Raw genomic sequence first — 23,608 nt, forward strand, 5'->3', positions numbered from 1 at the left:
CGGCTTCGCGCTACCGTTTTCCCATTCGCCAGAAATCAAGGCTATCACTTTGCCACACTTCTTCCGGCTTCTGTGGACTTCTGTATTCCATAGGCCACAAAGCGGTAATCAGTATCCTAAAATTGGCGACAAAAAACCCTAGGAGTGCAATCCATATCCAACTCCAAACCTCAAATCTAAACAAGCTCATACCTAGACTCGCGGTAACAAATAGGGAAGCGAGAGGACCCCCCGCAACGATCCAGCGTTGAGTTTTCGAAGTCTCCTGAGACCGATCGTAGGTGGTCGAACCATATTGAAAACCCACTATGCCTAGCTCAATCGACATCCGCCCCCAATCTAGCTTAACGGGCTGCTTACTAAGACCGACTTTCAGCTTCACCGACTGACCTGTCAAACTAAGCGCCACCAATGCATGCCCGAGCTCATGAACCAAGACCCCCAAGTATATCCCATCCAAGAGCGCAAAAACAAACAGCAAGACTTTGAGCACCAGAAATTCCATCAGATGCCAGTGTCGCCTCCATCTAGGAATTTGGCAACTCGCGAAACGAAGTCCTCTCGAAACTCGAAATGAGGATTATGCCCACTCTCCTCCATCACTTCGACAACGCTATTGGGAAAATATCGATTCAATCCCGGATAGTCTGATGGCTCCGAGTATTTCGACTCCCCCCCCATTAGAAAAATCGTTTCACCTTCGAACCGATCCTCCGGCCCTAAGGGCGATCCTTCAATCTCTCGCTGATTCGCCTCTAGAGCTTTAATATTGACCACCCAGCAGAAACCGGGACCATCCTTTCTCCGAGACAAATTGGTGAGCAGGAATTGCCGTTTCCCCCAATCAGGAACGGCTTTCTCAAGTAGCTCGTCCGCCTCTTTGCGCGAACCCAGTTTCTCGAGGTCAATCGCATTCATTGCGTCATATTCCGAGTCTTGGGATCCCGGATACCGCTTTGGCACTATGTCTACAAGCACAAGGCGTCGCACTCTTTCTGGATTTTCACAGGCAATCTTCATAGCCAGTTTCCCACCCATGGAATGCCCGAGCAAATGACCGCTTTCGATCCCTCGACCCTTCATCCACTCAATAACGTCATCTCTCATCGCATCGTAGGAATGCGGAAATGCGTGCGACGACTTTCCGTGATTTCTCAAATCCAAACAATGAACATGAAAATACTTCCCTAAATCCGAACCTGCACCCTGCCAATTTCGAGAGGAGCCCAGCAAACCATGCAGCACCAGGAGGGGCGATTTAGTCGAGTCTCCAAACTCACGATGGAATAGAATCATAGCACAATAAGCGGACCAAGTCATTGGCGCCAATCTCAATGAGTCAAGAAGACAGCCATCAGAGGCAAGTGCCACTCCGCTTGGTCGTAAAACTATGCTCGAACTATCCGCCTTTTTTCTTGCGACCGGATAGAGCCAGAGATTGCTTACAAAGTTTCCCTCCGCTCGTCAGAATATGGCTAAAGGCAAGATAACTCCCATGATGCAGCAGTATTTCGAGGTTAAGCGTAACCTGCCCTCGAACACGCTGCTCCTGTTTCGTCTCGGTGACTTCTACGAAATGTTTCACGAGGACGCAGAAATCGGGTCCCAACTGCTGGGAATCACTCTGACCAAACGGAGCGACTACTTCATGGCGGGTATTCCCTACCACGCCGCGGAGCAGTATATCGGAAAAGCTCTCCAGGCCGGAAAGAAAGTGGCCATATGCGATCAGGTGGAAACTCCCCAACCGGGAAAACTCGTCAAACGCTCGCTGACTCGAATCCTCACACCTGGCACCACAATCGAAGACAACCAGATCGAATCGAGTCGAAACCACTACCTGGCCGCATTCGAGCTGGAAAAGTCGGGCGCGTCCCTCTGCTGGCTCGACCTGTCCACAGCCGAATTCCAAATCGCCACCGGTAAATCGGTCGATGACCTCATGCCCGTGCTAACGTCGATCGATCCGGCTGAAATGCTTGTCATGGAAGGCGAGGAAAATCGCTGGAGAGCCATGGCCCATGATGGCTCTACTCACGATGAACTCACTCACTTCCTAGCGACCCGATCCGTCACCGAGCTTCCTGGATACCACTTCAATATCGACGCCGGAGTCCAATCCGTAATGGACACACTTGGAGTTATCAATCTAGAGGGCTTTGGAATCGACAAGGACCATCCTGCGTTGGGATGTGCCGGTGCAGTGCTTCATTATGTGACAGAGAATCTGCGGGCAAAGCCAGCCAACCTGTCTTCCATTCGCGAATACAGTTATGCAGCCTCCCTGCTTCTAGATCCCGCCACCCTGCGAAATCTCGAAATCTTCAAATCAACCCGTGGAACCCGCGAGGGTAGCCTCCTTCAGTCCATCAATAAAACGACCACTGCATCCGGTTCCCGTCAGCTCGAGCAATGGCTCATTTCCCCTGACCGACGACTAGACGAGCTACGACGCCGGCAGGACAGTGTGGAGCAGTTCGTGAAATCCCCGCTGGCCGTAAAGGAAATCCAGGACCTTTTGAAGTCCGTTCGCGACATCAAGCGCATCTTGGGTCGCCTGCAGAACCGGCTTCGCAATCCGCGTGAGCTCGGCGGCATTCGGGACACCCTCAACCAGTTACCAGGAATCCTCGATACACTAGCTCCGTTTACGGGAACTCCAATCGACTCTATATCCTCCCAACTCAACACCCTTCCCCACTTGGCTGAGCTTCTCAACAAGGGACTCAAAGAGGAACTGCCCAACAATCTCTCCGGTGGGGGGTACATTGCCAAAGGCTACGACGATACCCTCGATGGCATGCTTTCACTGACCACGGACAACAAACTATGGTTGTCAAACCTTGAGGCCGAGGAAAGAGAACGCACGGGAATCAAGAACTTGAGAATCAAGTTCAACAACGCGTTCGGCTATTTCATCGAAATCTCCAAGTCAAATCTCACCCTCGTACCCGACGACTACATACGCAAACAAACAATGGTCAACGGTGAGCGGTACGTCACCGAGAGTTTAAAGCAGAAGGAGAAGGAAATATTCCACGCAGAAGAAAACAGTAAACGAAGAGAGGAAGAGCTTTTCGCCGGTTTAGTCGCTGCCGTACTCGAAGAATCTGGGCCGCTAATCCAAACAGCCTCCGCGTTGGCCGAACTCGACGTGTTTTGCGGATGGGCTGAGATCGCTCGCCTGTGGAACTACTGCAAGCCCGAGCTCGACGAGTCCGATACGATTGAAATCTTGCAAGGCCGCCACCCCGTCGTGGAGCAAATGCTTAAACAAAATGCATCGGGACTCGCAAGCAGCCAGGCATTCGTTCCCAATGATTCACAACTCAGCGCATCCGAAAGTCAGATACATTTGATCACAGGGCCGAACATGGCGGGGAAAAGCACCTTTATTCGGCAAGTGGCTCTCATTACTCTCCTCGCCCAAGTCGGATGCTGGACTCCCGCTACTTCCGCAAAGATCGGACTGGTCGACAGAATTTTCTCGCGCGTCGGGGCGAGCGACGATCTCGCCCGCGGAAACTCTACCTTCATGGTAGAGATGAACGAGACGGCTAACATTCTCAATAACGCTACGCGACACAGCCTCATCATACTGGACGAAATTGGCCGCGGCACGAGCACCTATGATGGCCTCAGTATCGCTTGGTCTGTGGTGGAGCATCTGCATCGCGAATTGGATGCAGGACCCAAAACGCTCTTTGCGACCCATTACCAAGAGCTAACCCAACTGGAGACCCATCTGGGTAGACTCGAGAATTTCTCGGTCGCTGTGAAAGAGTGGAATGACGACATCGTGTTCGTTCGGCAGGTCGTAAAAGGAGCTGCTGACAGAAGCTACGGCATCCAAGTAGCCCGACTCGCAGGGCTTCCCCAACCGGTAATCGATCGGGCTAAGGAAATCCTGCAAAAGCTTGAATCCGAAGATGCGATAGTAGCCGTGATTTCACCTATGCCAAGAGCAAAGCCGCACAAAAAAATACGCGTCGAGCAAAACGACGACCAGTTGAACCTGTTCAGCTAGTACAGCCTCTCCGACGGTCCGAATGGGAGTGAACATCCTCTGAACCAGCTTCGCTAGGAGTTTCTATCCTATTGGTTTATAATAACTTAAATAAAATTGAGTTCCGTTACCTCAGCTTCAATCCGAAGCGGCGTTCATTGAACCCTCATACGCTTAAGACTATCATCTCAGAATGTAAACGGAGTGTATTCTTTTTGCCAGGAGAAATATTAATCTACATCAAAAACTAAAATCGATTGAGACGAAATGGGAACGCGAATTACAACATCCCACTTCTAAAATTGTAGATAACTGGGAGAGCCCTCTTCAAGGCAAGGTAACCAAACGTCGCGAGCTGAGGAATTAAAAGAGGTGCCGATCGCTAGACGCGGTCCCTTAGAAATTGGTCTGATTGACCGTAGTGGAGGTTCTAACTCAATCGTCCAACAATCGATTTCTCTGCAAATGCATCGTTTCGAGAAAATTCTCGATTCAGGGATTACCAAGGTAAAGACCGAGCTACTGGAAAACAAGACGCCAGCCCTTTTCTCGATTGAATGCAAAGGCGACTTAGCCTTCCAACTTGAATATCATTGTTGAGCAGGGAGGGAGCGTGAATTCTGCCGACTGGGGAAGCTCGTCAAACGGATCAGCTTCCGACGCTAATCCAGAGCCGTTACCCGAATTGCTTCCTCCATAAAAGCTGGAGTTTGTGTTTAGAATCTCTCTCCAAAAGCCGGGACGCGGCAGCCCAATCCGATAATTCGTACGCTCGATAGGCGTAAAGTGGGCTACAACCAGGACCATGTTGTGCCCGTCAGGAGCGGTTCGCGAATAGCTGATCACGCTCGCCTCGGAATCCCAGCAAGCGACCCATCGAAAGCTGTTTGAGTCAAAATCGGTTTCAGCCAACGCTGGCTCGCTTCGGTAAAGCTTGTTCAAGTCCCGAATCAGATCCGAGATCCCCGAATGGTCTTTGTACTTGAACAGATGCCATTGGAGGCTGCCTGCATAGTTCCATTCTTCGGACTGCCCAAACTCCGAACCCATAAACAGCAGCTTCTTTCCCGGATAGGCCCACATGTGGCCGTAAAGCGCCCGAAGTGTCTGAGACTTCTCCGCTATTGAACCTGCCCCCATCTTTAGCAGCATCGACTTTTTCCCGTGGGTGACCTCGTCATGCGAGAAAACCATAATGAAGTTTTCGGCATACTGATAAAGCATGCCAAAGGTAAGATTTCCTTGATGATACTTTCGATGGATAGGGTCTTTTTCAAAATAAAGCAGATTATCGTGCATCCAGCCCATATTCCACTTAAGATCAAACCCCAGGCCACCTTCTTCCGTCGATTTTGTTACACCTGCGAAGGACGTCGACTCTTCCGCGATCATCAAGACCCCCGGATGGTATTTATGGACCAGGTTGTTCGCTTCCTTAATGAAAGCAATCGCCTCCAAATTTTCATTACCGCCATACTTATTCGGGATCCACTCTCCTTCCTCTCTAGAATAGTCGAGATAGAGCATAGAGGCAACTGCGTCGACCCGGAGCCCGTCTATATGAAAGTATTCTAGCCAAGCTAAAGCGTTAGACACGAGAAAGCATCGCACTTCATGGCGTCCGTAGTTAAAAATCAATGTCCCCCAGTCCTGGTGAGCCCCAAGGCGCGGGTCCTCGTGCTCGTAAAGATGGGTTCCATCAAAGGTTGCTAAAGCGAAAGTGTCTCTCGGAAAGTGAGCGGGAACCCAATCCACTATAACCCCGATCCCTCGCTGGTGCATATAGTCGATAAACGCCTTGAAGTCGTCTGGTGTGCCAAATCGCTGCGTCGGAGCGAAATAACCAGTAACTTGATACCCCCAGCTTCCGTCATAGGGATGCTCCGCAACGGGCATCAGTTCAATATGGGTAAAGCCTCGTTCTAGAATATATTCAGCCAATTCCTTGGCGAGCTCCTCATAAGTTAACGGTCGGTTATCCTCTTCCCATCTACGCTTCCACGAACCCAAATGGACTTCATAAACCGACATGGGTTTGTCCAGGGCTTGCCTTGACTGGCGTTCACCGAGCCACTCTTTGTCACCCCATTCATATTTGCCGTGATCATAAACGATGGTGGCATTATTCGGCGGTGCCTCAAAGTAGGCGCCGTACGGATCCGTTTTTAGGAAGAGTCCTCCTCCCTTACCAACCAGTTCGTACTTGTACATCTCACCGACCCGCAAACCGGGAATGAAGAGTTCCCAAACCCCACTGGAGCCCAAAATCCGCATGGGGTGGTAGCGTCCATCCCAGTTATTGAAGCTCCCCACAACTGAAACGCTAGTCGCATTTGGCGCCCACACGGCAAAGCTAACTCCAGGAACCCCATCAACCAATCTCGGCCGAGACCCTAGCTTTTCGAAAATTCGGTGCTCGTTGCCCTCGTTAAATAAATAGAGGTCCGATTCGCCCATCGTCGGCAGAAAGGAGTAGGGATCATAAAATTGGCGAATCTCCAAATCGCTCGTCTCCACTCTCAAGCGATATTCGAAAACTTCGTCGCTACCCTCGATGAACCCTTCAAAAAATCCGTCCTCGCTCAATCGCTCCATTGGGTAGCAGATCAGGGCCTCATTCTCGATGTCGACCACTTCGCAACTCTTAGCGTCACTCACAAAAGCCCGCACCACGAGGCCTGGCTTCCCTTTAACTTTGGCAGGATGCATTCCAAGCGTCCCATGGGGTGTGCTCATCTGGGCTTTCCGAAAGGCTTCGAGTTCTTTTTTAGCAATGATCATGGGCGATTGTCCCTGCCCGCAGACTATAGTTGAGGACGATTTTAGTTTCCGATGGCACCCCTACACCACTGACTCAAGACAATAAGTTGCAATGCTAGCGACAATTTCCTTGTCCGGCTCAACTTATTCCTGAGCAAGCGTTCAAATCAATTCCCTTCCAATTATCAGCCTTGCGTCGTCAAGACCCCGCCTCTAATCCTTCCAAAGACCATGGCCAGAATCCTGAATCACAACGCTTGGCGCCTTGTCGCGACAGGTCTAATTCTTTCCGCTTTTTGTGTCACAGCGCTTGCTCAATCTGAAGGATTCGACGCTACACTAAGCACTCCGATCGTCATTGATACGAATACCGGGGACCTAGTTGCATCAGAGAACGCCCAGCTTTCCTACGGCGACTGGCTCGTTTCAGCGGATGAAATTCGGCTCAATCGCCAAACAAATCGGGCCATCGCGACCGGAAACGTCATATTTACCCGTTACGACATTCGGCTCGTCGCCGATCTTCTCGACTACAGTTTGAACGATCAGCAGGCCCGCGCAGAAAACTTTCGGGTCGGAAATGGAAAGTACTTCGTCTCCGGCAGCTTGCTGGTTGGAAATCCAAACAACTTCAAATTTGAGAATATCAACTTCCATCCAGGTGAACCTGGCACTTACTTGTTTAAAGCAAGGGCCAATGAGATTGCGATCGTGGATCAAAAGGAAATCCAGGGAAAACGCATCTCATTCAAGCTTGGGGTCGTTCCTTTTTTCATCATCCCCAACGTATCCCAGCCGATCGATGCGGAACGAAATATTTTCAATGCGAATCTCGACTACTCGGGCCATATTGGAGGTTCCATCGGAGGTGAAGCGCGGGTCCCGATCAATTCCAACTTTCGAGCGGGGGGCAACCTGGCTTTAACGACTAAACGGGGAATTCTTGCAGGACCCGCTTTCGAATACAACTTTGGCGAAAGTGAAAACACGAGTTTCGGATCGTTTACTTCTGGATTCATTGACGATTCGCTCGAGGAAATCGCTCCTGATCTAATAACAGGGAATCCAATTGATGATGAACGCTTTTTCGCCGAGTGGCAACACAACCAAAACTGGGGCGAACGCGGAGCATTGACTGCCTATGGACGATGGTGGTCTGACAGCGAGGTCACTAGAGAATTCAACGAAGACTCGTTTGACGAGATGCAAGACCCTGACACGTATATAGAAGCTAACTACAGCGGTGAAAACTGGCAGACGACCCTCTTTTCAAGGATCAGCCCCAACCATTTCCAGAACTTCACGGAGAGACTTCCCGAACTGAGATTCGACTTCTTCCCAACTCAAATTGCCAAAGGGCTCACCCACAGCGGTAGCATTTCCTTCGCCAAACTCCGCAACGACAGGCTCAGTGAGTTCCCGATTAAGAGCGGAGCCGACCGGGTAGACGCTTATTACGGCTTTCGACACACTCGACCGCTAAAATCAGGGGTCACTCTAACCACAAAAGCTGGGGTCAAAGCGATTCACTACTTTGACAACATGGTAGGGACCGAGGCCAGTGACTTTGGTCTATTCTCTCCCTATCGCCTGACGCCCCTATCGATTTTCGACGACTACACGCATGCTCTTCCACGGCCATCAATGAAAGAGGGAACACGTGGATATGGTGATCTAGGATTCGATTTGAAATTCACCGCCTACAGTCAAAGGGAATTCAAGAACGAGGTCTGGAATATCGACGGTATTCGGCATATTTTCGAACCCGTCATTTCCTACCGCTACGCCCCAGATCTCGATAGCAATACTGCGAATGCCACTTTTGACATCCCAGCCTTTTCCAATTACTTGACTCCGATCGATCTGGAGGATCGCCGAGATATCGACTCCATCGGTGAACACCAAATAACGCGGGTAGAATTTCGCAATCGGATCCAGACCAAAGACGAGGAATACGGCTCTCGCGACCTAGCAAGACTCGATTTTGCGATCGACTACCTTGTGGACGACTTCAACCAAGGAAAGGATTTCTCCGACTTTGTGTCCGACATTGAAATCACCCCAGCTCCCTGGCTTGAGCTAGACTTTTTTTCCCGGTACAGCATCGAAGACAGCTTTACCCGGGAATTGAATACAAGCGTCGCCATTACGGATCCCGGCTATTGGAAGGTCGGATTCGGAAACCACTTTCTAAGGAGCCATATCGAACAATATTTTGCTTTCTGCGAATACAGCCTAAACGAGAATTTAAAATTGTATGCCGTCGCAAAATTCGACCAGAAATCGGATACCTACTACGAGCAGCGCATTGGATTTATGCAGCGTGCCCTGGAAAAATACGGAATCAAATACGAACTGCGATTCTACGAAGGAAACCGTCGGGAGAGTGATTTTGGAGTGCGTATCGGAATCGACCTTTTCGACGAATAAGTTGCTAAAACCAGTGACAATACCGGGACCGGATGGACCATAACGATATCCAAACCCGCCGTTCCGCTAATCAGCGACGGATACTGTTCGAACTCATTCAAACGCTTCCGGCCCTGCAAAACCTAGGAAAGAATTTTCCTCGAAACCTCAATCGGTATTTTAGAGATCGCAGCCAATTCGGTTCGAGAGACCGGAGATTGTACCGCGAGTTGATCTACACCTACCTAAGGTATCAGCCTTGGCTGGAAGCTCTAGCGGATTCAGCGAACGAATTTATGGATACACTGATATCGTTGGCTACCTCAACTCCAGATATTGCAAAGCTGTATTCTACAATAGACCCATCCTTACCCGTTGAGTCCTCTGAAACAGCTCGTCATCGAATCATTGGAAGGTCCGACAATGAACTCTCCTCGCTCATTCCAAGCTGGTTTTCAAGGCACTTGTTCCGTGAACTCGACGTCGAAGATTTACTTGCTCTGTTTTCCCGTCCTCCCCTTTGGATACGCGTACAAAAGGGAGACCGCGAGTCCATCGCGACCCATCTGAGTGACGGGCTTCCCCAAAGTGCTCAACATCCTACCGTGCACGAAACAGTTCCTGATGCGATTCGCTGCCCTCCCGACTTTCCGGTCCAAAACTGTGACGACTATAAGAATGGAAATATTGAGATACAGGATATCAGTTCTCAAATACTACTTCACCTCATCGATCCCGAACCCACTGGGGATTGGTTCGACGCCTGCGCGGGTGCAGGTGGAAAATCACTACAATTGGCACAGCTAGTGGGCTCGAAAGGCCGAGTGTTCGCCTACGATCCCCGCCCTAGAGCGCTGGACGAACTGATCCAAAGGTCTAAGCGAGCGGGATTTCACAATATTTCTGTAGTTAGGCAATTACCGACCGGTAGACGCTTCAATAGAGTCCTTGTCGACGCTCCTTGCTCGGGTTCTGGAACCTGGCGCCGCCACCCGTACCTGATGCGCCAGACAAACGAGAAGGATGTCATGGACGCAGCGGAAAAGCAGTTTGCCTTGCTCAGCGAGCATGCGGCACTTGTGAAATCAAACGGCCTACTAGTTTATTGCACTTGTTCGCTTTCCCGATTTGAGAACCAAGAGGTGGCCCGACGATTCCTTGAAAACCATTCCGAATTCGAACACAGCCCAATCGCCGGTAAGTTCGGACTCTCCGAGAATGGACGCGGCGTTACGGTCTTCCCGAAGGACTTTAATGGCGATGGCCTCTACGTCGTTTCTTTCAAACGCTCATCTTCGCCGGGTGTATTCCGGCGAACAAATAAGTGAAATAGCGCTCAATCCGCTAACTTATTCACAATTCGACTTTTGTCATTGCTAGTTTGGTTCGATCAAAACTGAACTATTTTCGTGGTCGCAGAGATTGATCCTAGAATAAAGTTGTCCGTTTTTGAAGGTCCCCTAGACCTCTTGCTTTTCTTAATCCGAAAGCACGAGATCGACATCTACGACATCCCAATCGAAATCGTACTCGATCAGTACCTGGATGTGCTCAACAGCCTCCAAGAGGTGAAACTGGAGATCGCCGGTGACTTCTTCGTTATGGCGGCGACACTAATGGAGATCAAAAGCCGCCTCCTCTTGCCAAAACACCAGCGTTCAGTCTCTGACGACGATGATGATGAGAATCTAGATCCTCGTTGGGAACTTGTTCACCAGCTACTCGAGTACAAGAAGTTCAAAGAGGCAGCGGACAAACTTGATGAGCTTTCAGATCATGCCGCACTGCGACTCACCCGAGACTACAGCGCTGTGGGCAAGGCGGAAGGCCCGGTTCGGCCTCTAAAGCCAGAGGACAAGATTTCCGTCTGGAACTCTTACAATATTGTTCTGAGAAGGCTTTCGGAAAAGCTCATTTTAGGAGAGATCCAGGACGACGCTCTCACTGTGGTGGATCAAATGGAGATGCTCATCGAGAAAATGGAATCCGAGCCCTCCTTCGAGTTTTCTGCCCTTTTTCCGGGTAAGTGCAGCCTGAAACTGCTCGTGGTCACCTTCATCGCGATTCTTGAACTGGTTCGACTAAAGCGACTTACAATTGTCCAAAACCAGTCCTTCTCCGATTTCCAAGTGTACCGTGTCCAATCACCGCAGTCCGAGACATCGGCTGATGCCGGATTGGAAAACGAGCTTGAAACGAGCTCCAATTGAATCAGTGTAAAACTGTGCAAAATAAAGATGTACAGCGTGCCCACCTTTTAGGATTCGGATTAGACAACGACGACGGCCATAAAAGAATCACTCAAGCCGAGGAGTTTTCCATCGTTGGAGGTTCGCAGGACACCCACGAACGAATGACCGAAACCGTCATTAAAACCTTCGAGGACATCAAGAACAAGGGAGAGACCCTCCGCACTATTGAACCCCAACACCTTTCGGATCTTATCCAGAAGAACAGTCCTGCCTAGGGCCCGAAAGAAGGTTGATACGATATGTCCGACCCAAACCAACCATCAAATAGCGAAACGACTGAGCGTAAACTCACGCTAGATCACAGCCAGGCAAACGAAACGCTATTCGTTGAGACCGAAGAAGGAAGCGACGAGGTTGTGCTCTCAAGCGGATCCGATGGCAGCTCATTGACATTGCTGGAGGAGTACTCCATAAATAACGCCAGCAAAAGTAAGCTTTCGGCACTACGCGCTTTGTTGTGCGCAGCCATTTCCATCAGTTTTGCTTTAATGATTTTCAAAACGCTATAATACCATGTCAGCAATCACTACACTGAACGAACAGAACTTTAAAGACACGATCAGCTCTGCTGCCGTGCCGGTACTCGTCGATTTTTGGGCGCCATGGTGCGGACCGTGCAAGGCGATCGCTCCCATCCTAGAGGAACTCTCAGGAGAGCTGGATGGAAAAGTTCAAATCACAAAGGTTAATGTCGACGAGAACAGCGCCATTGCAGCCGAGTACAATATTCGCGCAATCCCTACGCTTCTATTGTTCAAGAACGGCTCACTCGCCGACCAGTTTGTCGGCATGGTGGGAAAAGATGATCTCAAGGCTAAGCTCGAAGCTCACGCATAAGCGGTTTTTTCCAGGTTTTCTATTTCAAGCCTTCCTAATTCAGGAAGGCTTTTTTGTATACAGGCTAGTAGAGAATCTCAGTTGCCAATGGCTGAAATAAAGATCCCTCCTGCTAGAAGAATACTAAATAAAAGCAACAATCTGGCGGTTTTTCCCAAAAGCTGATTCAATGCGACTCCTTCTGTCTTTCGTAAGGCAACCACCAATCCTGCTCCAACTGGAATCATCAAGAAAACAAGGGCTGCCCAAAAATTCTGTGTCATACCCAGATAGATACTAACACAGAGAAATGCAGCCACAAGCTGCCACAGATACTGTCTTCGCGCGAAACTTCTACCGAATCGCACTGCGAGCGTACGCTTACCCGCAGTTTCATCCGTTTCTAAGTCCCGGTAGTTATTAACAACAAGAATGTTGTTGGCCAGTAACCCCAAAGGCAGTCCCAAGAGAAAAGCAGAAGACGTAACATCTCCCACAATCACGTAATAGGTTCCAACCGTTGCCACGATTCCGAAAAAGAGCACAACAAACACGTCACCCAGACCATGGTATGCAAGCGGATAGGGACCACCAGTATAACCGTACCCAAATACAATTGCAAGAATGCCAACAATCAGCATTTCACCGCCTCGGTAGCTAACCATGGTAAGACCTACGAAAAACGCTAGGGCAAACAATCCAACCGCTACCCTAATCATCGCTTTGGGCAGGATTCTGCCACTCGAAACAAGCCTTTCCGGTCCTATCCTTTCTTCTGTATCCGCTCCTCGGATATAGTCAAAATAGTCGTTCGCCATATTGGTGGCTATTTGGATCAGCAACGCAAAGACGAGGCAAGTAAACACAGGCCAAGTCTCAATGTCGTTCTGGCGAGCGGCCTCCGCCGAACCAACCAACACCGGAGCAATTGCGGCCGGAAGCGTCTTCGGTCGTGATGCTGCGATCCAATTAGCTAATGGCCCCATATTGAGATTTCTGGAATCCTATATTGTGCGACGCTACTGTATCCGACGGGCTTCGAGATAGTAACGTTTCTCGTCCGCCTCTCCCATAGAGAAGGTCTTCCGCGGCAGAGCGCCGTCCAGAACCACCGTTTTAAACAAAGCGCTTTTACCGATCGTCGGCAGAAAAAAGCCAATATTGCCGGGCTTGGACCCAAGATCGATAACTACGTCGTCACCATGAATATAATCCAAAACGGATTCTTTGCCTTCGACATACTTGTCGATGAAGGCCTGTAGACTACCCACTTCTAAATTTCGCTTTGGATTGCTCAGCCGAATGAGGCCAAACCCCGACCTCGCCACAAAAGCAATTCGATGCTCTTCATCCGATTCGCCCAAGTTCGCAATCCGGTCCTGCACGGCTTCGAAGGTCTCGAATTTTTCCAAAGCCATGGAGGATCCTTCCTCGCTGAAAAAGGCCTCCAACTCTTTCAGCAAATCTTCGATATCAATATTGAAAATTACGCGATGGATCGGCTCGAATTCCAATCCTTCATCGTGTACGTTCACTAGTTCGACTAGAGCGTAACGAGCAGGGTGGTCCATTACGTCAGACGGATCGTCCGCCTGAGATTTTAAGTCTTCCCAAATATTCTTCGCCGTGGCTAAGGAGTGATTTCCGTCTCCCATCGCAAAAAGCATCACTCCTTTTCCCGATACGCCATACTTCTGGTCGAAAACAGTTTGCTCGCTCAGTAATCCCAACGACTCGTACACCGAATCGATATCTTCTTTGGAATCCACTCGCCAGCCTTTAAGGTGCCCTCCTCCACTGTTGAGCTCAAAATCGTAAAGAGATTCCAGCTCCTTTCCAAAAAGAGGCTCGATCACCGTCCGATCCGGATCGTCAATGAGGACCATAATGTGAGGCAGCTCGATCTTGGCGTTTTTGCGAATCTTGACCCGTGGCGGGAGTCGATCCTCGATCGTTCCCTCAGTTGCCCTAATCAGGCTTTGCGAACCAACCTTGTAGTGGTATTTCTCCAAATCCAAGGCAACCACGAGACCCTTACGGGATGCGACATGGCTTGTCCTACGATCTAACAGCACAAAACCAGGACCCAAATCTTCTAGCACACCCTCTTCTAAGTAGGCATCCATTGTTCCATTGATGCTTTCAATACGCTCCTGCCCATCACCCACTTCCAGATAAACCTCTGGAAAGACCGCGTTCAACGTAGAGGGACCCCCCTCCACCAGGTTTTTGAGGCTTTCCCAATACTTCGGCTGCGAGGTGTATTGGTCACAGGCAACCACCGCCCACTTACTTAAGTCGACTCCCTTGGCCGGGAGTAAGATGTTCGGCACCTTGAGACCGATGTCTTCATTTTCCATCGCTAACCCTGATAATGAAATTCTGTAGTTGTAAATAAAAAGGGCAAAACGAGTCAGTTGTACTCATTTTGCCCTGAAATTTATCCCATTCGAATATCTCCGATATTCAATGTCACCTGACGTAGCTTGTTAAAAGCATTACGCCCGGCGGCGACGAAACTTGTTTTGGAACTTCTCTACGCGACCCGCAGTATCAACGAAGCGCTTTTCACCCGTATACACTGGGTGTGAGTCCATGGTCACATCGCGAATCACTTTGACGTGCTCGACGCCGTCGATCGTTTCGGTTTGCCCAGTCTTGATAGTCGAACGAGTCAGGAATTTCTTCCCTGTAGATACGTCGATAAAAACAGTTGGGTGATAATCCGGATGTATGTCCTGTTTCACGATTTTGAATAAATTGGATTTAGCCCTGCCGCGCCTTGAAGCGAGGATTCGTTTTGCAGATCACGTAAACGCGGCCCTTGCGACGTACCACTTGGCAGTTCGGATGGCGTGCTTTCGCAGACTTAAGCGATGAGACTACTTTCATAAGGGGCGATAAGAGATACTTCGCCGACACCCCTGTCAACAACACTTTCGCCAAAAAGTCATAAACGTTTGCCCACCAAATCGCCTAAAATCTTCTAATTCTCCTCAGGGCAATCGGGGGCGAGCGACATCAGACCGAGCTCTAAGTTAGTCTTCATGATAACATGACGCCAAAGAGAATCCCCCTCTAGTTCAGAAAGAGCAGCACCATCCATTTCGGAAACAATCCAGGCATTGCCCGAAAGTTCACTCTCCAACTCACCCTCTCCCCAGCCCGCATAACCGCGAAACGCTCGAATGCTCAATAGGGGATCTTCTTCTAGCTTGGCCTTTGCTGACGCTGGATCGAGACCGAAAAACAGCTGAAACCCAACAAAATTTTGATCCGATTTCCATGCTGCCAACAATACTTGGTCACTGGAAACAGGCCCCCCGATGTACAAAGGTACCTGTTCGAGCCCAAAATCCGCAAAGGCCGCGTCAATCTCTCCCAGCACCATACCGGACGCCTTGTTCACAACGACGCCTAGCGAGCCTTCCTCTTCATGGGCTGTCATCAGAATCACGCTTCGCATGAAATTGGGATCTTTCAATTGCGGATGCGCTAACATTAGCGACCCCGCGATACTACTCGCCGACTTGTCTGAACCTTCAGGCAACATGATTTCTTTTAAAACCTTCTTAAGATTGGTTAAACTTCAATCCCAGATTGGCTAAAAGATCGACTATTGGCAATTCGCCAAAATTATTTCTCTTATGGCTCAGCTCCAAGAGATTGTATCGTTTTGCGATCAACGTGCCCGAACGCATGAAGTGGTCGACTTCCGAGAAGCCCTAAACGGCCTTCAGTTTACGAACAACGGCACCGTATCGAAAATCGGGGCTGCGGTAGACTCAGGACTTCTTCCCTTTCAATCAGCCATAGAAGCGGGGATCGAGTTTCTCATAGTCCACCACGGGATGTTCTGGAACGGGTCATGCCGGATCGTTGGCCCAGAGTACGAAAAGTACAAATCGCTCATCGAGGGAAACCTTGCCGTCTACGCCTGCCACCTGCCTCTCGACGCTCATCTCGAAATTGGAAATGCTGCAGGACTGGCCCATGCGATTGGAGCCACTCAGCAGGGCACCTTTCTTCCCTACGAGGGAACTGATTTGGGGTTGGTCTGCGATTGGTCCAAAGATCGCGAAGCGCTGCGTAATTCGCTTGAAAGAACTTTTGGAGATCACATCGCATCCATTGAATACGGCTCCGCCAATCCAGAAAAAATCTGTATTGTGACGGGTAGCGGAAGTAGTGTGGTTGACCAAGTTAAAGCTACGGGCGCTGACACCTTGATCACGGGCGAACTCAAGCAACACTTTTTCACCATTGCCCAAGAAGCGAAACTCAACCTTTACGTGTGCGGTCATTACGCGACCGAAACCTTTGGCGTTGAATCGCTCGCCAAAGAGGCCGCCGCGAAATTCGACCTCCCCTATCAGTTCATAAAAACCGACTGCCCCCTCTAACTCGCTACCGACTTTGACACCCAACCCAACCCGACCCTGTGAAAATTCGTGCAATTCGCGAGCAACTAGCTAATAAGTAAATCTATGAAACGAATCGCTGTTTTGAATGGCCCGAATCTCGATCGCCTCGGAAAACGAGATCCCGAGATTTATGGCACCGATACATTGGACGACTTGGCTAATAGCCTGAGGGATGCGTTTTCAGACGTTGAATTCGAATTTTATCAATCCAACCATGAGGGAGACCTCGTCGACAAGATTTCCACCCTGGCTGAAAGCGGTAGCGATGGAATCGTTTTCAATCCGGGCGCGTACTCGCATACAAGTATCGCCCTACGCGACGCCATTAGCGGCTCCAAGATTCCAACCATCGAAGTTCACATCAGCAACATCCACGCTCGCGAGCGCTTTCGCCACCATTCCCATACAGGCGCGGTTTCGAAAGGTGTAATCGCTGGGCTTGGCCTGAGAGGCTACCATCTAGCCACTCAATCACTAACTGACTAATCCGCTATAAGATTTAGGTCACTTCGCGATACGGAATCGCTCCCTGAAGGCCAAGAGCAGCCTCGATTCATTCGCGAAGTCTCGTCCCTCTTTACTAAGGGAAAAGGCAGCCGTTTCGCCGCCCTTTGACGCTTTCACCTCCTGGATAGCCTACCGAGTAAAGATAGGCACCGCACCTTAACAGCCCGCAACCCCAACTCGACGAAAGCCCGTTCCAAGGTCAACCCCGATTGATAAGAAACGTCACTTAAAATCAATTATTTTGAGCCTTATAAGGTTCATGATTATGCCGCTAGGAGATACGCTGACAAGCTTATGAACCGGCCGACTTTTCCAGTCTTTTCCCGCTACAAAATCGTGGATTCTCTCCGAGCGTCGGGTCCAGAAACGACGAAGACCCGGCGGTCCCACATCCGCCAGGCCCAGCAACGACTCAGTTTTAGAACTAAAGTCAAATTGTGTTTTTCTCGCTTTGCCTGAAATTTGTTTGTCGTTTTCTTGCGATCTCGACTGTGCCCATAGTTTATCAAACGCGGCGGTTAAAAACAATCCGTGATGCATACCGAATTTCACGCGGATCTCCGCAAACTTCATGCGTGAAACACCCCATTCGGGCCTGGTTCAGTAAAATAGATGCGAACGGCGAAAGCAACTTGGAGGTTTTCCTCGAAAATTGGTTCGACAGAAGCTGACAAACGCCTAGAAACCGCACGTAATGTCAAAACTTGATAGCGGATACAAAGTAACTGCCCAATCTACCATCATTGATGCCGGGCTCACCTTCATCGCATGGTTTCTCTTCACCATCTGGTTTCGCCCTCATGTAATGAGCTACGAACCAGGGACGGTATTCTTCTGGGCTGGCTTTACAGCCCTACCCGCGGCCGCTACCTTCTGGCTTTGCTTGCAGATGTTCAAGGTGACGCTCGCACACCAGAAAAAACTGAAGCAAGAAAAGGAAGAGAATAGCTAGCTCATACTTCCTAAACCCATTTTCCACCTTCCCTCAGCCTAACCGCTCGAGAGTTTTTTACTACCCAAACCCAAGCACACCTTTCATTCTATAAGGCCAAAAAGCTTTAGAAGACTCTAAAGCTTTTTGGCCCTATTGAAAAAGCAAATCCAATGGGAGGTGGGACTCTATCCGAAACCAAATTCACTTTGGTCGTCATTTGGATCTTCCTCGAGGATCTTGCGCAGAAAGAGCGAACGGTGGATCGGTGTGGGGCCTAGGCTTTTAATCGCCTCCCGGTGCAACGGGGTCGCATAGCCTTTACTAGATCCAAAATCATAGTGAGGGTATTCACAATCCAATGCCAGCATGGTTCGGTCTCTAGCCACTTTAGCGATAATAGAGGCCATGGCGATACAGAGAGATCTCGAATCCCCTTGCACAAATGCCCGATGGGGGTAGCCCATCTTTTTCATCGGCTTACCATCCACAAATATCTGCCAGTGCGCCAACGTGCTTTCGTTTGTCTCGGCAACGGTAGTCGCCTCAAAAAGCGGATCGGGCTCATGCGGTGAGATTCGAGCACTTGAAAAAACTTGCTCAACCGCTCGGCGCATCGCCACTTGAGTCGCCCCGAGAATGTTGAGATCCTCAATTTCCTCCACTGTACCCCAGCCTACACCGATCCAAACGCGCTGGCTTCGCTCTAGCCAACGTAATTTCTCATAGAGAGCCTCTCGGTCCTCTTTACTTAACAGCTTGGAGTCGTTGATACGCGAAGCATTCCGCTTACACCATTCTGTATCGTAAAAATCGCTACGGGCCGCAACCGCAGCCGCCACTACCGGCCCCGCAAGCGCACCGCGTCCCGCTTCATCAACTCCAATCAAACCAGACAGCCCTTTCATTCGAGCTCTATCGAATGCTCTCAGCCTCTTCGATTTCATTGCCCTATCTGCCCTTCGCCGCAGCACATACCTTGAGCTATTTTCTCATTAAGCGTCCCATAAGCCAGTAGAGGAGCGGGTTTGTCCCGCCATGGAGTAGACCTGAACCAGATAGAAAAGAAATGTCCCCCCGATATGTCGGGACTCCTACGATCAACTAAAAACAGAAATATCGAATTACTAGGCACTCTCTAAGATTTTAAAAGTACGGCTATCCATCATTACTTTCGCCATTCCTTTTTAGCCGGCGGAGGTTTCAATGGCAACTTGTCTAACATCCCCGCATCAGATACCACTTCGTAAGCCGTGCGGAAATGGAGCTTAGCAAATTCGCAAAAAGAATCTGGACCAAACCGCTCGAGAATTTGGGTAGCCTGTTTTTTCGTTTCCCCACTAGCTCCTTTGATCAGATTCTCTCCAAATCGCTTGGAAAGGGAACCCATGTAACGAACGTACTCCGCACGAGCGACGACAGAAGCCGCCGCGACCACGGGGTCCTCTTCCGCCTTAGTCTGCATGCGCAGATCAAATTTCGAGTCCTTAAAATAACGACCCACCAGATCCTGCTTGCTGAACTGGTCGAGCATACCCCAAGGGGCCCGTTTTCTTTTGAGAGCGGCGGTCAGGCTTTTCGCATGCTGCCAGGCGAGAAGCAGGTTGAGGTTGGCCCGCGGCTTACTCATGAGCTCATTGTACTTCCGCATTCCGCAAAAGCAGGTTTCGACGGCGATGCCTTTGGTTTCCCGGATAATCTTATCCAATTTGAGGATACGACCGTCCGTGATTTTCTTGGAGTCCCGGATTCCATCTTTCACCCATTCGTCGATTTGCGGCTTATCCGCGATGACACAAGCGGTAATGACCGGTCCGAACAAGTCCCCCTTGCCGCTCTCGTCCATCCCCGCGTGCAGTTCGAACCATTCCGGATGATATATCTCGTCATATCCGTACCGGGCTTCTCCGAGTACCTCAGGCTCGAGAATGTTGATGACAAAATCCTCCATCTCCTTGCCCTGCACCACCAGCTTTCCGCTGTTGTAGGCGACCACGTTCACTTTTTCACCCTTAAACGCGAAACGGGCATACTCCACCTCATACGCCTCCCAGTTCTTCATTGCGCAAACGCCTTCCAGTTTTTCCATTTGCTCATCAGAGAGCTTTTTCGTGTAGAGCGTCTTTTTTTTCGGCTCTTCGGGAATATCGATTTTCTTTTTGCGTTTAGCCAAGGTGCCTCAAACGCTAGCTTCCCCGTCCTTCCTATCAACCAAAATAAAGACCCATCCTCATTTGGCTAGATTCCCTCGAAAGCTCTGTTTCCCCAGCAAATCGACATCCGCATGAACGACTCCTCCCTCGTAGCCAAAGCCGCAGACTTTCGGGCTCAACTAATCGATTGGTACGATCAAAGCGCTCGCGACCTGCCCTGGCGCTCGCGTCCGAGCCTCTACAAAACGGTGGTTTCCGAGTTCATGCTCCAGCAAACTCAGGTGAAAACGGTTTTGCCCTACTTCCACAACTGGCTCCAAGTCTTCCCCGGTTTCGAAGCGCTCGCATCCACCAGCGAAGAGGCCGTTGTTAAGCAGTGGGAGGGTCTCGGCTACTACTCGCGAGCCCGAAACCTTCACAAACTGGCCAGGATCGTTTCGGATCTCGATTCGATTCCGACCGACGCCAAAAGCTGGCTCGCCCTCCCCGGCATCGGCCCCTACGCCGCTGCCGCAGTTTGCAGCATCGCCTTTTCCGATCCTAGTGCCGTGGTCGATGGCAACGTGGTCCGGATTCTATCGCGTTTGATTGGGGATCGCTCCGAATACAGGACCACCACCGACGCTGCCAAAACCTACCAGTCGCTGGCCACCGCCCTTCTCAATCACGCTCGGCCGGGCGACCATAATCAAGCCATGATGGAACTCGGGGCTACACTCTGCCAAAATCAAAAGCCACAGTGCCTTCTCTGCCCCGTACGGTCACTCTGCCAAGCCAGAGCCCAGGGCATCGAAACCAAAATTCCTCGCTTCAACAAAACAAAGGCCGTTAAACAAACCGTTGAGCGTGCTTGGATCGTAAGTCCCAAAGGAGTTCTCGTATACCGAATTCCACAAACCGCGAGCCGCATGAAGGGCCTGCACGAGATACCCTCGCTCGAAGTGCTCAATCTAAAAACCCCGAAAACGAGCCCACTAATCGTACGCCAACGCTCCATCACCAAATACCGAATAACCGAGCGTTTCCACGAAATTTCCGCGGAAAAGGCCTTCAATGGCGACCTGCCCGATCACTTGCTTTGGGCCACTCCCGATTCAATCGCTTCACTTACCTTCACCGGCCCCCATCGCAAGTGGATCACCGAGCTAATAGATATTGTTTCAGAAAAGTAGCAGGGATCAAATACCCATGCCAACTCCCCTCCAGACACAAATAACTCCCTCAATTTCAGAGGAAGTTAGAATCGCAAGGAGAGGTGATTTTCAGCCTTACTCCTTAAACCATGAGCCTTGGCAGCTTAGTTGTCCCACTTGTGGCGAAGCATGTCGTTAAACTTCGCAACCTTGGTCTGGCGACGTTTCGTCGCCGAAGGCTTTTCAAAATAGCGGTTGCCTCGCACGTCTTTAATGACGCCTTCACGGTCAAGCTTTTTCTTAAGTCGACGCAGCGCACGTTCTACGGGCTCGCCTTTGCGGATTTTAACTTCGATTGCCATCTGTTTTCAGAGAAAAACGCGTAAGAAGACGCCTATTTCCCTCTTCGTCAACTGTTTTCTGGCGCCCTTTTACGTATCGAAGCCTAAGCACACTCCCCTCCGAATCGGGACTATTCTATACAAGCATCATCCTCTAACATAACCAACTGAACTCTCGCCCTACTCCGGTCGGAGAACTTGGCTCGGATCTTCCAGTGACGTCACGTACTGGGCATCCGCTTCTTCCAGAGCCTTTCCCATTGCTCGCACCATCAACTGAAGCCGGTTCGGATCGCTGAACGCTCGGTTATCCGATTCGTCCAAGTCATCTTCGAGGTTGAACAGCTCATAACGCTCCTCCCCTATTTTGTGATAATGGTAAACCAGTTTCCAGTCTCCCAAACGATACGAGGTGAAATAGCTACTCCGGTGCTTATGCGGAAAGTGCATCAGAAACTCAGGTAATCGTCTGGATCGTTTTCCTCTAAGCATTGAGGAGAGATCCACGCCATCCACGCGCGAACCCTGCCTGATTCCGGCAACACTGAGAATCGTTGGGAATAGATCGTAGACCGTTCCTACTTGGTCGGAAAGCTTATCATTCGGAATCGCCAACTGCTTTTGCAACTTCGATTCAGAATTCCGCTTCGCCCAGGATGCGATAAAAGGAACCCGCATCCCTCCTTCGTAGTGCGTGGCTTTCTTTCCCCGAAGCGGCGCCGCACTCGAAACGGCATGAGCATCTCCTCTTGGCGCATCCGACCCATTGTCTCCCAGAAATAGAACGAGAGTGCTCTCGGCTACCCCTAAATTTTCCAGCTGATCGAGAATATCCCCCAACGACTTGTCCATCCCTTCAATCATTGTGGCAAACGCTTTCGCGGGAGCTTTCAAACCCGAGTCCTCGTAATACGCCGCGAACCGATCGTCTGACTGAAACGGACCATGAACCGCGTAGTGGGACATGTAGGCGAAAAACGGCTCTTCGTCTTCGACTGCCCCACTAATCGCCTCATTCATCTCCAAAGTCAGTACCTCCGTTAAATGAATCTCCTCTCCATGATACTTTTCTAATCCTGGAACCGCTCGCGTGCCGTTCCCATTTTTGCCTCCAAAGTGATCCTTTCCATAGTAACTGCCTGGGCGACCATACGCACAGCCGGCGATGTTAACATCAAACCCGAAATTCTCGGGCAACGAGCCAAACGAATCTACAGGGCCGAAATGTGCTTTTCCAACATGGATCGTCCGGTAGCCCCCTTCCTGGAGCAAGGCCGGAAGCGTTGTCGCACCCGGAACGATACCCTCCCACTGCCAGCCCTTGGGTCCATACTCACCGGCATTGTTGGCGGTTGGACTTATGAATTGAGTCGAACGATGTTTGGCCGAAGTTTGACCCGTCATCAGAGAAACCCGCGAAGGCGAGCAAACGCTGTTGGCGTAAAACTGGCGAAACCGAATCCCCTGCCTCGCCAGGCGTTCCATGTTCGGCGTCCGGTAGAAATCGTTGAAAGGATGCCGCTCTGGCCGCCCCTTTTCATCCGCCAGAAATGCTACAGACGTATCCATAACACCCATATCGTCCACGAGGAAAACCAAAATGTTGGGTTGCTCCGAAGCGTCGACTCGAGAAAAAAGCAAAATGGTAAACAGGAACCGATAGAAAAAGGTCGATTTCACCCCAATCACACTGGATTCCTTCCTTCGAAATGCAAGGGTTGAATCGGATGACTCCAACATAAAGGCACTGCCAAAAACCGTGTTGCTACCAATGCTTTAGACCCTGCACATCGCAATCGAAAATTATTCTTTTCATTTTTAACGATTGCAAGTCCACCTATGTGAACAACCGTCGAATAACCCTTCAACAACTTGC

24 protein-coding genes are annotated in these 23,608 nt (G+C 50.2%); 11 read left to right on the forward strand and 13 right to left on the reverse strand.

Annotation, left to right across the window (positions count from 1 at the left end; all coding sequences use genetic code 11):
• Window positions 1–10: 10 nt before the first annotated feature.
• Complete coding sequence (locus GA004_RS14565; protein ID WP_283394606.1) at window positions 11–505, reverse strand: M50 family metallopeptidase; 495 nt, start codon at window positions 503–505, stop codon at window positions 11–13.
• The gene (locus tag GA004_RS14570; protein WP_283394607.1) at window positions 505–1,296 is read right to left on the reverse strand and encodes an alpha/beta fold hydrolase; all 792 of its coding nucleotides are present in this window, start codon (window positions 1,294–1,296) and stop codon (window positions 505–507) included. The genes GA004_RS14565 and GA004_RS14570 overlap by 1 nt, the downstream gene beginning before the upstream one ends.
• A 175-nt stretch (window positions 1,297–1,471) precedes the next feature.
• On the opposite strand from GA004_RS14570, the gene mutS reads away from it, so the two are divergent.
• Window positions 1,472–4,027, forward strand: coding sequence for a DNA mismatch repair protein MutS (mutS, locus tag GA004_RS14575; protein ID WP_283394608.1), 2,556 nt, complete (start codon window positions 1,472–1,474; stop codon window positions 4,025–4,027).
• A 549-nt stretch (window positions 4,028–4,576) separates the two neighbouring features.
• On the opposite strand, the gene glgB is transcribed toward mutS, so the two are convergent.
• Window positions 4,577–6,787, reverse strand: a complete 2,211-nt coding sequence (gene glgB / locus GA004_RS14580; RefSeq protein ID WP_283394609.1) for a 1,4-alpha-glucan branching protein GlgB — start codon at window positions 6,785–6,787, stop codon at window positions 4,577–4,579.
• A gap of 210 nt (window positions 6,788–6,997) precedes the next feature.
• Between glgB and GA004_RS14585 the strand changes: the two genes are divergently transcribed.
• The 6 genes from GA004_RS14585 (at window position 6,998) to trxA (ending at window position 12,264) form a co-directional block, all read left to right on the forward strand.
• Window positions 6,998–9,196, forward strand: coding sequence for an LptA/OstA family protein (locus tag GA004_RS14585; protein WP_283394610.1), 2,199 nt, complete (start codon window positions 6,998–7,000; stop codon window positions 9,194–9,196).
• 32 nt (window positions 9,197–9,228) lie between these two features.
• Window positions 9,229–10,503, forward strand: a complete 1,275-nt coding sequence (locus tag GA004_RS14590) for an RsmB/NOP family class I SAM-dependent RNA methyltransferase (protein ID WP_283394611.1) — start codon at window positions 9,229–9,231, stop codon at window positions 10,501–10,503.
• Between the two features lie 81 nt (window positions 10,504–10,584).
• On the forward strand, window positions 10,585–11,385 hold the full coding sequence (locus tag GA004_RS14595; protein ID WP_283394612.1) for a segregation and condensation protein A: 801 nt from the start codon (window positions 10,585–10,587) through the stop codon (window positions 11,383–11,385).
• A gap of 14 nt (window positions 11,386–11,399) precedes the next feature.
• The gene (locus tag GA004_RS14600) at window positions 11,400–11,642 is read left to right on the forward strand and encodes a hypothetical protein (RefSeq protein WP_283394613.1); all 243 of its coding nucleotides are present in this window, start codon (window positions 11,400–11,402) and stop codon (window positions 11,640–11,642) included.
• 24 nt (window positions 11,643–11,666) lie between these two features.
• Window positions 11,667–11,936 carry a hypothetical protein gene (locus GA004_RS14605; RefSeq protein ID WP_283394614.1) on the forward strand — a complete coding sequence of 90 codons (270 nt, stop codon included), beginning with the start codon at window positions 11,667–11,669 and terminating at the stop codon, window positions 11,934–11,936.
• A gap of 4 nt (window positions 11,937–11,940) precedes the next feature.
• On the forward strand, window positions 11,941–12,264 hold the full coding sequence (trxA, locus tag GA004_RS14610; protein WP_283394615.1) for a thioredoxin: 324 nt from the start codon (window positions 11,941–11,943) through the stop codon (window positions 12,262–12,264).
• A gap of 77 nt (window positions 12,265–12,341) precedes the next feature.
• Here trxA and GA004_RS14615 read toward each other — a convergent pair whose 3' ends face one another.
• The 5 genes from GA004_RS14615 to GA004_RS14635 all read right to left on the reverse strand — a co-directional run bounded on the left by GA004_RS14615 (window position 12,342) and on the right by GA004_RS14635 (window position 15,796).
• Window positions 12,342–13,229: a 1,4-dihydroxy-2-naphthoate polyprenyltransferase gene (locus tag GA004_RS14615; protein WP_283394616.1), complete on the reverse strand. Its 888-nt coding sequence runs from the start codon at window positions 13,227–13,229 to the stop codon at window positions 12,342–12,344.
• 33 nt (window positions 13,230–13,262) lie between these two features.
• Window positions 13,263–14,603 carry a DUF1015 domain-containing protein gene (locus GA004_RS14620; protein WP_283394617.1) on the reverse strand — a complete coding sequence of 447 codons (1,341 nt, stop codon included), beginning with the start codon at window positions 14,601–14,603 and terminating at the stop codon, window positions 13,263–13,265.
• Window positions 14,604–14,741: 138 nt separating this feature from the next.
• Window positions 14,742–14,990 carry a type B 50S ribosomal protein L31 gene (locus GA004_RS14625; RefSeq protein ID WP_283394618.1) on the reverse strand — a complete coding sequence of 83 codons (249 nt, stop codon included), beginning with the start codon at window positions 14,988–14,990 and terminating at the stop codon, window positions 14,742–14,744.
• Window positions 14,991–15,009: 19 nt separating this feature from the next.
• Window positions 15,010–15,135 (reverse strand): type B 50S ribosomal protein L36, encoded by a 126-nt coding sequence (ykgO, locus tag GA004_RS14630; RefSeq protein WP_283394619.1) that lies wholly within the window; start codon window positions 15,133–15,135, stop codon window positions 15,010–15,012.
• Between the two features lie 94 nt (window positions 15,136–15,229).
• Window positions 15,230–15,796 (reverse strand): YqgE/AlgH family protein, encoded by a 567-nt coding sequence (locus tag GA004_RS14635; protein WP_283394620.1) that lies wholly within the window; start codon window positions 15,794–15,796, stop codon window positions 15,230–15,232.
• A 94-nt stretch (window positions 15,797–15,890) separates the two neighbouring features.
• On the opposite strand from GA004_RS14635, the gene GA004_RS14640 reads away from it, so the two are divergent.
• Both GA004_RS14640 and aroQ read left to right on the forward strand, forming a co-directional pair.
• The gene (locus GA004_RS14640; protein WP_283394621.1) at window positions 15,891–16,646 is read left to right on the forward strand and encodes a Nif3-like dinuclear metal center hexameric protein; all 756 of its coding nucleotides are present in this window, start codon (window positions 15,891–15,893) and stop codon (window positions 16,644–16,646) included.
• Between the two features lie 84 nt (window positions 16,647–16,730).
• Complete coding sequence (aroQ, locus tag GA004_RS14645) at window positions 16,731–17,153, forward strand: type II 3-dehydroquinate dehydratase (protein WP_283394622.1); 423 nt, start codon at window positions 16,731–16,733, stop codon at window positions 17,151–17,153.
• A 243-nt stretch (window positions 17,154–17,396) separates the two neighbouring features.
• On the opposite strand, the gene GA004_RS14650 is transcribed toward aroQ, so the two are convergent.
• Window positions 17,397–17,747, reverse strand: coding sequence for a hypothetical protein (locus GA004_RS14650; RefSeq protein WP_283394623.1), 351 nt, complete (start codon window positions 17,745–17,747; stop codon window positions 17,397–17,399).
• Between the two features lie 121 nt (window positions 17,748–17,868).
• Here GA004_RS14650 and GA004_RS14655 point away from each other — a divergent pair, with 121 nt between their 5' ends.
• Window positions 17,869–18,126 (forward strand): hypothetical protein, encoded by a 258-nt coding sequence (locus GA004_RS14655; RefSeq protein WP_283394624.1) that lies wholly within the window; start codon window positions 17,869–17,871, stop codon window positions 18,124–18,126.
• Window positions 18,127–18,293: 167 nt separating this feature from the next.
• Here the strand turns inward: GA004_RS14655 and GA004_RS14660 are convergent, their stop codons facing one another.
• Together GA004_RS14660 and rnhC are read right to left on the reverse strand one after the other, a co-directional pair.
• Window positions 18,294–19,013 carry a ribonuclease HII gene (locus GA004_RS14660; protein WP_283394625.1) on the reverse strand — a complete coding sequence of 240 codons (720 nt, stop codon included), beginning with the start codon at window positions 19,011–19,013 and terminating at the stop codon, window positions 18,294–18,296.
• A 260-nt stretch (window positions 19,014–19,273) separates the two neighbouring features.
• The gene (gene rnhC / locus GA004_RS14665) at window positions 19,274–20,278 is read right to left on the reverse strand and encodes a ribonuclease HIII (protein WP_283394626.1); all 1,005 of its coding nucleotides are present in this window, start codon (window positions 20,276–20,278) and stop codon (window positions 19,274–19,276) included.
• A gap of 111 nt (window positions 20,279–20,389) precedes the next feature.
• Between rnhC and GA004_RS14670 the strand changes: the two genes are divergently transcribed.
• The gene (locus tag GA004_RS14670; RefSeq protein WP_283394627.1) at window positions 20,390–21,430 is read left to right on the forward strand and encodes an A/G-specific adenine glycosylase; all 1,041 of its coding nucleotides are present in this window, start codon (window positions 20,390–20,392) and stop codon (window positions 21,428–21,430) included.
• A gap of 125 nt (window positions 21,431–21,555) precedes the next feature.
• Here the strand turns inward: GA004_RS14670 and rpsU are convergent, their stop codons facing one another.
• Together rpsU and GA004_RS14680 are read right to left on the reverse strand one after the other, a co-directional pair.
• Window positions 21,556–21,753, reverse strand: coding sequence for a 30S ribosomal protein S21 (gene rpsU, locus GA004_RS14675; RefSeq protein WP_283394628.1), 198 nt, complete (start codon window positions 21,751–21,753; stop codon window positions 21,556–21,558).
• A 159-nt stretch (window positions 21,754–21,912) separates the two neighbouring features.
• The gene (locus GA004_RS14680) at window positions 21,913–23,472 is read right to left on the reverse strand and encodes a sulfatase (RefSeq protein ID WP_283394629.1); all 1,560 of its coding nucleotides are present in this window, start codon (window positions 23,470–23,472) and stop codon (window positions 21,913–21,915) included.
• Window positions 23,473–23,608: the final 136 nt, after the last annotated feature.

It is taken from the genome of Candidatus Pelagisphaera phototrophica (assembly GCF_014529625.1).
Taxonomy (GTDB): Bacteria; Verrucomicrobiota; Verrucomicrobiia; order Opitutales; family Opitutaceae; genus Pelagisphaera; species Pelagisphaera phototrophica.